Here is an 11,785-nt window from a genome sequence, read left to right as displayed (position 1 = left end):
CCCCCGACCCCTCCCCTCAAGGGGGAGGGGAGGCAGTGCCCAACCCATTGATCCGGCAGAGAAAGCGGGAACTTATCCCCGCAGCTTGTGGCAGGCTCATACTCACTCCCACCTCCCGCACGACGCGGTGTCGACGAAACGCCGGCGGGAGGGTCCGGGTCAGCGGGGGTCGCCCTGCAGGGTCCCGAGCCGGAGCGAGCCGGGCGGCTTACCTCCGCATCTGTTTTGCCGGGAGGCGGCTACGTAGCCATCCGCCCCCGCGCCCGTCACCCCCAGCTACGGGGGGCTGGCTCGTGAGTGGGCCTGGCGGGTCAAGGCAGGTCGGAAGGCCCCTGGCGGTAATCCAACCGGCAAAGACCCACCATCCGGATGCGCGGGGCGGGCGAAAGCCTCCCGTTCTTCATATCGATAGGTTCGAGGCCGACGTTCGCCCCGCGCCGTTAGCCCGCCGCAAGCGGGAGACTTGAGGAGGAACCGCAAGCTGAAAGGCCGGGCGGCGTTTCGTGCTGCCCGACCGGGGGAGAAGGGATCGACGCCGTCAGCGACGGTTCATGGTGATGTCGGTCATGCGCACGCTCGGTCCGCCGGGTTCGGCCAGGTCATCGACCGCGAAGTGGAAGCCGTTGCCGGTGGCGGTGATGGTCATCGTCGCCGAGGTGTCGCCGTTGACCGGCGCCGGCCAGGTGACTTCGAGCGTCACCGTGTTGCCCGAGCGGCGTCCGGAAAGGGCGGCCGGCCCGATGGTCGAGCCGATATAGGTGCCGGTGTAACGCCCGTTGCCGTCGATCCGGATCTCGGCGCCGACCCGGCGCGAGACGATGAGCGCGGCCCGGCAGCGGCCGTTGAAGGAGAGGGCGGCGTCCGAGGCCTGCCCGGTCATGTCGCAGCTGACGTTCCACGGGTTGCCGCTGGCTTCGGTGCGCACCGCGCCGCCGCCGGTAAATTCTCCGTTGAACTGGGCGGCGAAATCGGCCTCGCCCTGGGCGCCGGCGGGGCCGGCAAACATGAGGGCGGCGGCAAGGACGAGCGGAGGCAGGCAACGCGTCGGGCTGGGCATGAGGCTTCTCCTCGGAGGACGGGGTGCGCGATCTTACCCGACACGGGCGTGAACGCCAGCCGCGGGTGCGACGGGAACGCGGCGGGGCCGTTTCCCGTTCCTGCGTGCAGACGAGGGCGGCACCCGCCGTCCGCCAGAACGAGGAGGAACACCATGCACGCCCTGCCCGAAACCCTGCATGTGGGCATGAAGGTCTTCGACAGCACCAATGCCGAGATCGGCACCGTCGAGGATTTCAAGTTCAGCGACGAGGACCCGGCGACCCCGGGCCTCGAGCAGAACGACGTCCATCCGATGGACCGCGAGCGCGACGACGACCTCGTTAGCATCATGGCGCGGGCCTTTGCCGGCGAGGACGGCCTGTCCGATGAACTCAAGGAAAAGCTCTTGCGCGAGGGGTTCGTGCGCATCGACGCCGAGGGGCTCTTTGCGGGCGACCGCTACATCACGCCCGACCAGATCGCCCGCGCCGACGGCGACCGGCTGGTGCTGAGCGTGCCGAAATCGGACCTGATGCACGTGCACTGATAGAGAGGTTGTATCGGCTCGACGAGGGGGATTGCACCTCCGCGCCGACCACCGCCGGGTCATTCCCGCGAAAGCGGGAACCTCTGTTTCGTGCCGTCGGTCAAGCCAAACGGAGGTCCCCGCTTTCGCGGGGATGACCGGGAGGAGTAACGAGATGGTGCCGAAGTCGGCGCCCTCTATATCAGTCCTTGGCGCGCTCGACGTAGGAGTTGTCGGCCGTCAGCACCACGATGCGCGTGCCCGCTCCGATATGCGGGGGCACCATGGTCTTGACGCCGTTCTCGAGCACGGCGGGCTTGTAGGAGGAGGCGGCCGTCTGGCCCTTGACCACCGGCTCGGTGTCGACCACCTCGAGCGTCACGCGCTGCGGCAGCTCGAGGGCGATGGCGACGCCGTTGTAGGTCGAGAGCATCAGGTTCATGCTCTCCTGCAGGTACGGCTTCTGGTCGCCGACGACGTCGGCCGAGACCACGAGCTGCTCGTAGTTCTCGGGGTTCATAAAGTGGAAGCCCTCGGCATCCTCGTAGAGGAAGGTGTATTCGCGGTCGTCGACCTCGGCGCGCTCGACCTGCTCGGTGGTGCGCCAGCGCTCGGTGACCTTCACCCCGTCCGAGATGCGGCGCATGTCGACATTGGTCACGGAGTTGCCTTTGCCGGGATGGACGTTCTCGGCAAAGAGAACCACGTAAAGCTTGCCGTCCTGCTCGACGACATTGCCCTTGCGCAGGGATGAGGCGATGACCTTGACCATGAATTCTTCCTTGTTCGCGCGCCGGCGCCGGCTTACATCAGCGCCGAGGCCGGCCGGACGCGCTCGATTGCGTATTGGGTCGCCCCGATAGCGCACTTTGCCGAAAACCGCCAGTCCCGAAAGACCCGAGCCGCCCCCCGTGTCCGCCAGTTTCCGCTCACCGCCAGCCTCGCCGTGGTGGACGCCCTCGGTCCATGCCGACCGGCGGCCGGCGCTCATCATGCGCAACCGCATCGAGGCGGCGCTGCGCGGCTACCTTGCCGGGCACGATTTCCTCATGGTCGATCCGCCCGGCCTGCAGCGCTCGCCGGGCAACGAGGTGCACCTGCATGCCTTCGCCACCACGACAATCGGCAATGACGGGGTGGGGCACCCCTACTATCTCCACACCTCGCCCGAATTCTCGATGAAAAAGCTCCTGGCGGCCGGGGAGACGCGCATCGCCAGCCTCGGTCATGTCTGGCGCAACCGCGAGCGCGGGGCCCTGCATCACCCCGAGTTCACCATGCTCGAGTGGTATCGGGCCGGCGCACCCTACGAGGCGGTGATGGAGGATTGCATCGCCATGATCCGCCTTGCCGCGCAAACGGCGGGCACGACGGCTTTCCGCTGGAAGGGCCGCGACTGCGATCCGCAGGCGGAGCCGGAGCGGCTGAGCGTCGCCGAGGCTTTTGTGCGATATGCCGGCATCGATCTGCTCGCGACCATCGGCACGGATGGAGCAACCGACTCCGCCGCTCTCGCCGGCCAGATGAAGGCGGCAGGAATCGCCGTTCCGGCCGAGCTCGACTGGTCCTATCTCTTCACCCTGATCCTCACCGAAAGGGTCGAGCCGCATTTGGGGTCGGGCCGCATCACCATCCTCGACCGCTATCCGGCGGCCGAGGCGGCGCTGGCCCGCAGGGCCGCGGACGACGATCGCGTCGCCGAGCGGTTCGAGGTCTACGCCTCTGGCATCGAGCTCGCCAATGGCTTCGGGGAACTGACCGACCCGGCAGAGCAGCGGGCGCGGTTCCTGGCCGAAATGGCCGAGAAGGAGCGGCTCTACAACGAGCGCTACCCGCTCGACGAGGACTTCCTCGCAGCCCTCGCCGTCATGCCGCCGGCGAGCGGCATCGCCATGGGCTTCGACCGGCTGGTGATGCTGGCGACGGGCGCCACCCGCATCGAGCAGGTCGTCTGGGTGCCGGTGGCGGAGGCGGGGGCATGAACGTCCATCGCTCCCTGAAATCCCCGGAGGAGCTGATGGCTGCGGGCCTCGTTCCACCCGAGCGGCTTGCGGGCCTCGCCGAGGTCGCGTCGCGCTATGCCGTCGCCGTCACGCCGGCGATGGTGGAGCTCATCGATCCTGCCGATCCCGATGATCCCATCGCCCGCCAGTTCGTGCCCAGCGAAGCGGAGCTCACGATCCTGCCCGAAGAGCGCGCCGATCCGATCGGCGACCTTGCCCATTCGCCCGTCGAAGGCATCGTCCACCGTTACCCCGATCGCGTGCTGCTGAAGGCGGTGCATGTCTGCCCGGTCTATTGCCGCTTCTGCTTCCGGCGCGAGATGGTGGGGCCGGCCGGCCTCGGCACGCTCTCGGGCCAAGCGCTCGACGCGGCCTTCAACTACATCGCCTCCCACGCCGAAATCTGGGAGGTGATCCTCACCGGCGGCGATCCGCTGGTGCTGTCGGCCCGGCGCCTCGGCGAGCTGATGGCGCGGCTCGCCGCCATCCCCCATGTCAAAGTCGTGCGCTTCCACACGCGCGTGCCGGTGGTCGAGCCGGAGCGGGTCGACGAGGCGCTGGTTCGTGCGCTCAAATCCTGCGGCAAGGCCGTGTACGTGGCGCTCCACGCCAACCATCCGCGCGAGCTGACCCCCGCCGCCCGCGCCGCCTGCGCGCGCCTGGTCGACAACGGCATCGCCATGGTCAGTCAGTCGGTGCTCCTGAAGGGCGTCAACGACGATCCGCAGACGCTCGCCGAATTGATGCGGGCCTTCGTCGAGACGCGGGTCAAGCCCTACTACCTGCACCATCCGGACCTGGCGCCGGGCACCAGCCACTTCCGCCTCTCGATCGCCGAGGGGCAGGCGCTGGTCGCGGGGCTGCGTGGCCGTATCTCCGGGCTCTGCCAGCCGGCCTATGTGCTCGACATCCCCGGCGGCCACGGCAAGGCCGATATCGGCCTGTCCGCCGTCCGGCCGATGGAGGAGGGGTGCTATTCCGTCGCCGACTACCGCGGCGAGGAGCACGCCTATCCGCCGAGGGAAAAAACCGGACTCGATGAAAAGACCTGATCGCGTGTGATCCGATCTACTCCCAACCACCGGGTCATTCCCGCGAAAGCGGGAACCTCCGTTTGCGGTTGCCAGGGCTTGTAAACAGAGGTCCCCGCTTTCGCGGGGATGACCCGGTGGAAAGTGGCTACTTCTGCGGCACAGCCGCCCTAGTTCGCCTTCGGCTTCTCGGCGAGGATCATGTAGTTCACCCCCATGTCCGGCGACTTGCGCCACTCGTCGCCGAGCGGGTGGTAGACGACGCCGGTCTCGTCGACGGGCTTCATGCCGAAGCGTTTCAGGAGCGTCTCGATCTCCTCGGGGGTGAGGAACTTCTTCCAGTCGTGGGTGCCCCTGGGCAGCCAGCGCAGCACGTATTCGGCCCCGACGATGGCGAGCGCATAGGCGCGCATGGTGCGGTTGAGGGTGGCGGTGAACATGAGGCCGCCGGGCGCGACGAGGTCGGCGCAGCTCTTCATATAGAGCGGCACGTTGTCGACATGCTCGACCACTTCCATGTTGAGCACCACGTCGAAACGCGCGCCGGTCGCCGCCAGCGCTTCGCTCGTCGTCGCGCGATAGTCGATGGCAAGGCCCGACTGTTCGGCGTGGAGGCTGGCGATTTTTATATTGCGCTCGGCCGCGTCGATCCCGGTGACCGTCGCGCCGAGCCTGGCCAGGGGCTCGCAGAGGAGGCCCCCGCCGCAGCCGACGTCGATCACGCTAAGCCCCTCGAAGGGGCGCATCGCATTGGGATCGCGGCCGAAATGGGTGAGAAGGTGCTCGCGGATATAGCCCAGCCGCACCGGCTGGAACTTGTGCAGCGGCTTGAACTTGCCCTTGGGGTCCCACCACTCCTCGGCCATGGCCGTGAACTTGGCGATCTCGTCGGTGTTGATGGTGGTGGTCACAGAAGCTACCTATTGCGTAGTGTACACAGCAGGTGTACAAATTTGGCAATTGTGCCGCCCTAGGAGCTAAGCCGATGACTTATAGCCATGGTGATGCCTCCTAAGGAGTTGGCAGAATGGACTTCGAATGGGACGAAAACAAGCGTCGGGGCAACCTGAAGAAGCACGGCGTTGACCTATTGGAAGCGGCTCTGATCTTTGAAGGCGACTATACGTCGCGTGTGGACGATCGGTGGGACTACGGAGAAGAGCGTCTCATTTCGATCGGGATGGCGAGTGGTGAGTGCTTCGTGGTGGTCCACACACAGCGCGATGAGAGAATACGCCTGATATCGGCGTGGAGAGGTGGACGGGATGAGCGGAAAATCTATGAAGCGCGCTTCCCTCGAAGAAATCAAAGCGATGAAGGCAAGGGGCGAATTGATCACTGATCGAGAGCCCAAGGCTGGGGAGGAGCTTCCTCCGGGATTTTGGGATGAGGCAAAGATGATCGACCATCACGCGCCCACCTCAGTTCATTTGAAGCTCGAACCCGAGGTCTTCGATTTCTTCAAGTCTCAGGGTAAGGGGCATATTACGCGCATGCAGAATGTGCTGAAGGCCTATGTGCGCGCCCACACTCAAGGCAAGGCTAAGTGAGTTTCCCGGACTGAGCATGCCGCGTCGCCGGCTTGCCATGCCCGGCCGCTTGTGGCATTGCCAGCGCCCGAAACAGAAGCCTTGCCGCCGGCATTCCAACCGGCGCCCTGCCGGGGACACTCATGGCCCGTATCGTCGTCAAGTTCGGCGGAACTTCCGTCGCCACGGTCGAACGCATCCGTCAGGCGGCTGCTCACGTCAAGCGCGAGGTCGAGGCGGGCAACGAGGTGGCGGTGGTCGTTTCGGCCATGGCCGGCAAGACCAACGAGCTCGTCGCCTGGGTCAACGAGGCTTCGCCCTTTCATGACGCGCGCGAATACGATGCCGTCGTCGCTTCGGGCGAGCAGGTGACCGCCGGTCTCATGGCGATCGTCCTGTCGCAGATGGGCATCGAGTCGCGCTCCTTCGCCGGCTGGCAGGTGCCGATCCATACCGACGACGCCCATGGGGCGGCGCGCATCACCGGGATTGATCCGACCGAGCTCGACAAGCGCATGAAGGCCGGCTGGGTGCCGGTCATCACCGGCTTCCAGGGCATCGCGCCCAACGGGCGCATCACGACGCTCGGGCGCGGCGGGTCGGATACGAGCGCAGTGGCGGTCGCGGCCGCCGTCGGCGCCGACCGGTGCGACATCTATACGGACGTCGACGGCGTCTACACCACCGATCCGCGCATCGTTCCGCGCGCCCGGCGCCTCTCCAAGATCTCGTTCGAGGAGATGCTGGAGATGGCCTCGCTCGGGGCCAAGGTGCTGATGATCCGCTCGGTCGAGATGGCGATGGCCCACAAGGTGCGGCTGGTGGTGCGCTCCACGTTCGACGACCCCAGTGCGCCCCAGATTGCGCCGGACGGCACGCCCGGCATACCCGGCACGCTCGTGTGCGATGAGGATGAGATCATGGAAAAGCAGATCGTTTCGGGCATCACGCTGGCGCGTGGCGAGGCCAAGATCACGCTGCGCGGCGTCAAGGACAAGCCGGGGGTCGCCGCCTCGGTCTTCGGGGCGCTCGCCGACCAGAACATCGTCGTCGACATGATCGTCCAGAACATCTCGGAGGACGGCGGCACCACCGATATCACCTTCACCGTTCCCGACGCCGAGTACGACAAGGCGATCAAGACCGTGGAGGGCGCGCGCGACCACATCTCCTTTGCCCGCCTCTCGGGCTCGAAGGGCGGCGCCAAGATCTCGGTGGTGGGCGTCGGCATGCGCAGCCATGCGGGCGTTGCCTCCTCGATGTTCAAGGCGCTGGCCGACAAGGGCATCAACATCCAGCTCATCACCACGTCGGAAATCAAGACCTCGGTCCTCATCGACGACGAATATGCCGAGCTTGCGGTTCGCGCGCTCCATACGTATTACGGTCTGGACAAGAAGGACTCCTGAGCCAAGGCCCGTTGCACGGCCGCGCCCGGGATGCGGGGGGCGGCAAGCGGGCCGCCGGGAACAGATGGCCACCACAATAGGCGGACCTCGCGTGCTGCTGCGGCAACTGCGCGAGACCATGGCGGAGCCCCTGGCCAGCCAGGAACGCCTCGACAAGATCGTCAACGTCATCGCCGACAACATGCGGGCGGACGTCTGCTCGTTCTACGTGCTGCGCGACGACGGCGCGCTCGAGCTCTTCGCGACCAAAGGCCTCGATCCGGAAGCGGTGCACATGACGACGCTGCGGCTGGGCGAAGGCCTTGTCGGCGTCATCGCCGCCGAGGCCGAACCGCTGAGTCTCGAGGATGCGCCCTCGCACCCGGCCTTCGCCTACCGTCCCGAGACCGGCGAGGAGCGCTACAACGCCTTTCTCGGCGTGCCGGTGCTGCGCTCGGGCCAGACGCTCGGCGTCCTCGTCGTGCAGAATGCCGAGCGGCGGCACTATGGCGAGGACGAGACCGAGGCGCTTCTGACGACGGCGACGATCCTTGCCGAGATGATCGCGACCTCCGATTTCGACAACCTCATCAAGCCGGGTTCGGACATCGACCTCAGACGTCCGCGCATGTTCAGCGGCGTCAGCCTCACCGACGGCATCGCGCTCGGCACCGTGGTGCTGCACGACCCGCGCGTCGTCGTCTCCAACTTCATCGCCGAGGACGTCGAGCAGGAGAAGGTCCGGCTCGACACCGCGCTCGAGAAACTGCGCGTCGGGATCGACGCCATGCTCGACCATGGCGACATGCAGCCTTCGACCGACCATCGCGAGATCCTCGAGACCTATCGCATGTTCGCGCACGATCGCGGCTGGGTGCACCGGCTGACGGAGGCCATCGACAACGGCCTCACCGCCGAAGCGGCGGTCGAGCGGGTGCAGAACGACACCCGCGCCCGCATGCTGCGCCAGACCGACCCCTATATCCGCGAGCGCCTGCACGATCTCGACGATCTGGCCAACCGGCTGCTGCGCATGCTGACCGGCGACCACCAGGGCATCGGGCGCAACCTGCCGGACAACGCCATCATCGTCGCCCGCAACATGGGGCCGGCCGAGCTGCTCGAATACGACCGCACGAAGCTGCGCGGCCTCGTGCTGGAGGAGGGCGGCACCACCTCGCATGTGGCGATCGTCGCGCGCTCGCTCGGGCTCGTGGCGGTGGGGCAGGCCGATTCCATCGTCTCCATGTGCGAGACCGGCGACGACATCATCATCGACGGCCCCGCCGGCAGCGTGCACCTGCGCCCGACCCCGGACGTCGAGCAGACCTATATCGACAAGGTGCGGGTCAGCGCGCGCCGGCGCGCGCACTATGCGGCGCTGAAGGACAGGCCGCCGATCACCCGCGACGGCGTCGAGATCACGCTCCTGCATAATTCCGGGCTCGTCGCCGACCTGCCGATGCTCGAGGATACGGGCGCGGCCGGCGTCGGGCTCTTCCGCACCGAATTGCAGTTCATGATCGCCTCGCGCCTGCCGCGCTTGCAGGAGCAGGTCGACCTCTATTCCGAGGCGATGCGGCTGGCCGGCGACCGGCCGATCGTCTTCCGCCTCCTCGACATCGGCGGCGACAAGGTGGTGCCTTACCTGCGCTCCATGGCCGAGGAGAACCCGGCCATGGGCTACCGCTCGATCCGCCTCGGGCTCGACCGGCCGGGACTGCTGAGGACGCAGGTGCGCGCCCTGCTGCTCGCCGCGCGCGGGCGCCCGCTCAAGATCCTGGTGCCGATGGTCACGGAAACCTTCGAGTTCCAGCAGACCAAGCTCGTCATCCGCCGCGAGCTCGAGCGGCTGAAGCGCTCGGGTGAGCCGCTGCCGGTGCAGCTGGAGCTCGGCGCCATGGTCGAGGTGCCTTCGCTCCTCTTCGAGCTCGACCAGCTCTTGCCCGAAGCCGATTTCGTCTCCATCGGCTCGAATGACCTGGTGCAGTTCCTCACCGCCGCCGACCGGGCCAACCCGCGCGTCTCGACGTCCTATGACCCCATAGCGCTGCCGCGGCTGCGGGCCATCAAGCTCGTCGTCGATGCGGCCAGGCGCTACAACGTGCCGATCACCATGTGCGGCGAACTTGCCGGCCGCCCCATCGAGGCGCTGGCGCTGATGTCCATCGGCATGACGCGGCTCTCGATGGGGCCGGCCTCCATCGGGCCGATCAAGGAGCTGATCCTCAACCTCGATCTCGAGCCGATCAAGCGCTCCGTCGCCGCCGCCATGAGCGACGGGTCCGAAGGCGTGCCGATCCGCCATCTGCTCAAGGACTGGGTCGACCGGCAGAACCTGCCCGTTTGACGACGGCGCCGTTGTCCACGACACACCCCCTCCCATCCTCCCCCGCAAGGGGGGAGGTGCTGCATCGTGCATGTGAGAACATCTCGCCAAAAGAACGGAACGACACCTCCCCCCTTGCGGGGGAGGATGGGAGGGGGGTAAGTGCGGGCCGACACGCAGTACGAGTAAGGCGCACCAGGACGTATCAATGGCCGCTCTCCCCCAGGACAAGCTCGACGCGCTCGAGACCCGCTTCCAGTATGTGGAAGCGGCGCTTTCGGGCGGCGCGGCGCCCGACGAGTTCGTCAGGCTCAGTAAGGAGCACGCCGAGCTCGCGCCGATCGTCGCGCCGATCACGGCTTACAAGAAGGCCCTCAAGGACCTTGCCGACGCACGCGAGCTCGCCGCATCGGGCGATGCCGAGATGCGCGAGATGGCCGAGGCCGAGATCGAGGAGCTCGAGGAGCGGATTGAGAAGCTCATCGGCGAGATCCGCATCCTGCTGCTGCCCAAGGACGAGGCGGACGAGAAGTCGATCATCCTCGAAATCCGCGGCGGCACCGGCGGCGACGAGGCGGCGCTGTTTGCCGGCGATCTCTTTCGCATGTACGAGCGCTATGCGGCGCATCGCGGCTGGAAGGTGACGGTGATGGAGGAAAGCCCCGGCGAAGTCGGGGGCTTCAAGGAGATCATCGCCAACATTGCCGGCAAGGGCGTCTATGCGCGCATGAAGTTCGAATCGGGCGTGCACCGGGTGCAGCGCGTGCCCGAGACGGAAGGCTCGGGGCGCATCCACACCTCGGCGGCGACGGTCGCGGTGCTGCCCGAGGTCGAGGACATCGACATCGAGATCAAGGCGGAAGACATCCGCATCGACACCATGCGCGCCTCCGGCGCCGGCGGCCAGCACGTCAACACCACCGACTCGGCGGTGCGCATCACCCACCTGCCGACCGGCATCATCGTGACCTCGGCCTTGAAGAGCCAGCACCAGAACCGGGCCATGGCCATGCAGGTGCTGCGCGCCCGCCTCTACGACCAGCAGCGCGAGGCGCGCGATTCGGCGCGGGCCGAGGCGCGTTCGGCGCAGGTCGGGTCCGGCGACCGGTCCGAGCGCATCCGCACCTACAATTTCCCGCAGGGGCGGGTCACCGACCACCGCATCAACCTGACGCTCTACAAGCTCGACAAGGTGATGGAGGGCGAGGCGCTCGACGAGATCATCGAGGCGCTGATCACCGAGGCGCAGGCGGCCCAGCTCGCCGCCATGGAGGCGGGCAACTGAGTGCGGGCCTGACGCTGGGGCAAGCCTGGCGCGCCGCCCGCGACCGATTGGCCCGCGCGGGGATCGACAATCCTGCCCTCGATGCGCGGCTTCTGGCTGAAAACGCCTTTGGGCTCACCCGCCTCGCGCTCGCGACGGACGAGGCCCGCCCGGCAGATGCGCAAGGGCTTGCCGCTCTCGACGCACTGGTGGCGCGGCGCCTCGCCGGCGAACCCATCGCCCGCATTTTCGGCGAGAAGGAGTTCTACGGCCTCGCCTTCGCCCTCAACGAGGCGACTCTCGTGCCGCGCCCGGAGACCGAGCTCCTCGTCGACAAGGCGCTCGACTGGCTGAAGGGCGAGCCCGCGCCGCGCGTCCTCGATCTAGGGACAGGTACCGGCTGCATTCCGATCGCGATCCTCGTCAACGCCCCGGCGGCAACGGCTGTCGCGACCGACCTCAGCCCCCGGGCGCTGGAGGCGGCGCGGGAGAACGCGCGGCGGCATGGCGTGGCGGAGCGGATGGTACTACTCGAAGGATCGTGGTTCGAGCCGTTGAGTTCGGTATCTGCTGCGACTTCCCCCCACCCTAGCCCTCCCCTCCAGGGGGAGGGGATTGAATCGGGGCTCTCCCACGTAAGCGCGAAAGCCGAGGAGCCGAAGCCCCCCCCCCTGGAG

The 11,785-nt window shown here is 67.1% G+C and carries 12 protein-coding genes; 9 read left to right on the top strand and 3 right to left on the bottom strand.

From position 1 onward, the window contains the following. Positions 1-538 precede the first annotated feature (538 nt). A complete protein-coding gene (locus VE25_RS17175) occupies positions 539-1,057 on the bottom strand; it encodes a hypothetical protein (RefSeq protein WP_052732054.1) in 519 nt (172 codons plus the stop codon). A gap of 153 nt (positions 1,058-1,210) precedes the next feature. Between VE25_RS17175 and VE25_RS17170 the strand changes: the two genes are divergently transcribed. Continuing rightward, the gene (locus VE25_RS17170) at positions 1,211-1,585 is read left to right on the top strand and encodes a hypothetical protein (RefSeq protein ID WP_046109883.1); all 375 of its coding nucleotides are present in this window, start codon (positions 1,211-1,213) and stop codon (positions 1,583-1,585) included. Between the two features lie 181 nt (positions 1,586-1,766). Here VE25_RS17170 and efp read toward each other — a convergent pair whose 3' ends face one another. After that, a complete protein-coding gene (gene efp, locus VE25_RS17165) occupies positions 1,767-2,336 on the bottom strand; it encodes an elongation factor P (RefSeq protein WP_046109882.1) in 570 nt (189 codons plus the stop codon). A gap of 139 nt (positions 2,337-2,475) precedes the next feature. On the opposite strand from efp, the gene epmA reads away from it, so the two are divergent. Then, the gene (gene epmA / locus VE25_RS17160) at positions 2,476-3,546 is read left to right on the top strand and encodes an EF-P lysine aminoacylase EpmA (RefSeq protein WP_244466969.1); all 1,071 of its coding nucleotides are present in this window, start codon (positions 2,476-2,478) and stop codon (positions 3,544-3,546) included. Next, positions 3,543-4,619, top strand: a complete 1,077-nt coding sequence (locus VE25_RS17155) for a lysine-2,3-aminomutase-like protein (RefSeq protein ID WP_046109880.1) — start codon at positions 3,543-3,545, stop codon at positions 4,617-4,619. Before epmA ends, VE25_RS17155 begins: the two co-directional genes overlap by 4 nt. Positions 4,620-4,768: 149 nt before the next feature. Here the strand turns inward: VE25_RS17155 and ubiG are convergent, their stop codons facing one another. After that, positions 4,769-5,509 (bottom strand): bifunctional 2-polyprenyl-6-hydroxyphenol methylase/3-demethylubiquinol 3-O-methyltransferase UbiG, encoded by a 741-nt coding sequence (ubiG, locus tag VE25_RS17150; protein ID WP_083989021.1) that lies wholly within the window; start codon positions 5,507-5,509, stop codon positions 4,769-4,771. A 116-nt stretch (positions 5,510-5,625) separates the two neighbouring features. Between ubiG and VE25_RS17145 the strand changes: the two genes are divergently transcribed. The 6 genes from VE25_RS17145 to VE25_RS17120 all read left to right on the top strand — a co-directional run. Then, entirely contained in the window at positions 5,626-5,940 is a 315-nt protein-coding gene (locus tag VE25_RS17145) for a BrnT family toxin (protein ID WP_046109879.1), read from the top strand. A gap of 55 nt (positions 5,941-5,995) precedes the next feature. Then, the gene (locus VE25_RS23195; RefSeq protein ID WP_201776110.1) at positions 5,996-6,148 is read left to right on the top strand and encodes a BrnA antitoxin family protein; all 153 of its coding nucleotides are present in this window, start codon (positions 5,996-5,998) and stop codon (positions 6,146-6,148) included. A gap of 122 nt (positions 6,149-6,270) precedes the next feature. Beyond that, entirely contained in the window at positions 6,271-7,536 is a 1,266-nt protein-coding gene (locus VE25_RS17135; protein WP_046109877.1) for an aspartate kinase, read from the top strand. Positions 7,537-7,600: 64 nt separating this feature from the next. Continuing rightward, on the top strand, positions 7,601-9,865 hold the full coding sequence (ptsP, locus tag VE25_RS17130) for a phosphoenolpyruvate--protein phosphotransferase (protein WP_046109876.1): 2,265 nt from the start codon (positions 7,601-7,603) through the stop codon (positions 9,863-9,865). A gap of 187 nt (positions 9,866-10,052) precedes the next feature. Beyond that, the gene (prfA, locus tag VE25_RS17125; protein WP_046109875.1) at positions 10,053-11,129 is read left to right on the top strand and encodes a peptide chain release factor 1; all 1,077 of its coding nucleotides are present in this window, start codon (positions 10,053-10,055) and stop codon (positions 11,127-11,129) included. Beyond that, positions 11,126-11,785: N5-glutamine methyltransferase family protein (locus VE25_RS17120; RefSeq protein ID WP_342019249.1), on the top strand; the 660-nt coding region annotated here is incomplete at its 3' end. The genes prfA and VE25_RS17120, both read left to right, overlap by 4 nt.

Source organism: Devosia geojensis (assembly GCF_000969415.1).
Taxonomy (GTDB): Bacteria; Pseudomonadota; Alphaproteobacteria; order Rhizobiales; family Devosiaceae; genus Devosia; species Devosia geojensis.
This window is presented reverse-complemented; position numbering and strand designations above follow the sequence as displayed.

Bases quoted from the DNA above. Each gene is read 5' to 3' on its own strand.
- VE25_RS17175 (WP_052732054.1), bottom strand. From the start codon at position 1,057: ATGCCCAGCCCGACGCGTTGCCTGCCTCCGCTCGTCCTTGCCGCCGCC.
- VE25_RS17170 (WP_046109883.1), top strand. From the start codon at position 1,211: ATGCACGCCCTGCCCGAAACCCTGCATGTGGGCATGAAGGTCTTCGAC.
- efp (WP_046109882.1), bottom strand. From the start codon at position 2,336: ATGGTCAAGGTCATCGCCTCATCCCTGCGCAAGGGCAATGTCGTCGAG.
- VE25_RS17155 (WP_046109880.1), top strand. From the start codon at position 3,543: ATGAACGTCCATCGCTCCCTGAAATCCCCGGAGGAGCTGATGGCTGCG.
- VE25_RS17145 (WP_046109879.1), top strand. From the start codon at position 5,626: ATGGACTTCGAATGGGACGAAAACAAGCGTCGGGGCAACCTGAAGAAG.
- VE25_RS23195 (WP_201776110.1), top strand. From the start codon at position 5,996: ATGATCGACCATCACGCGCCCACCTCAGTTCATTTGAAGCTCGAACCC.
- VE25_RS17135 (WP_046109877.1), top strand. From the start codon at position 6,271: ATGGCCCGTATCGTCGTCAAGTTCGGCGGAACTTCCGTCGCCACGGTC.
- ptsP (WP_046109876.1), top strand. From the start codon at position 7,601: ATGGCCACCACAATAGGCGGACCTCGCGTGCTGCTGCGGCAACTGCGC.
- prfA (WP_046109875.1), top strand. From the start codon at position 10,053: ATGGCCGCTCTCCCCCAGGACAAGCTCGACGCGCTCGAGACCCGCTTC.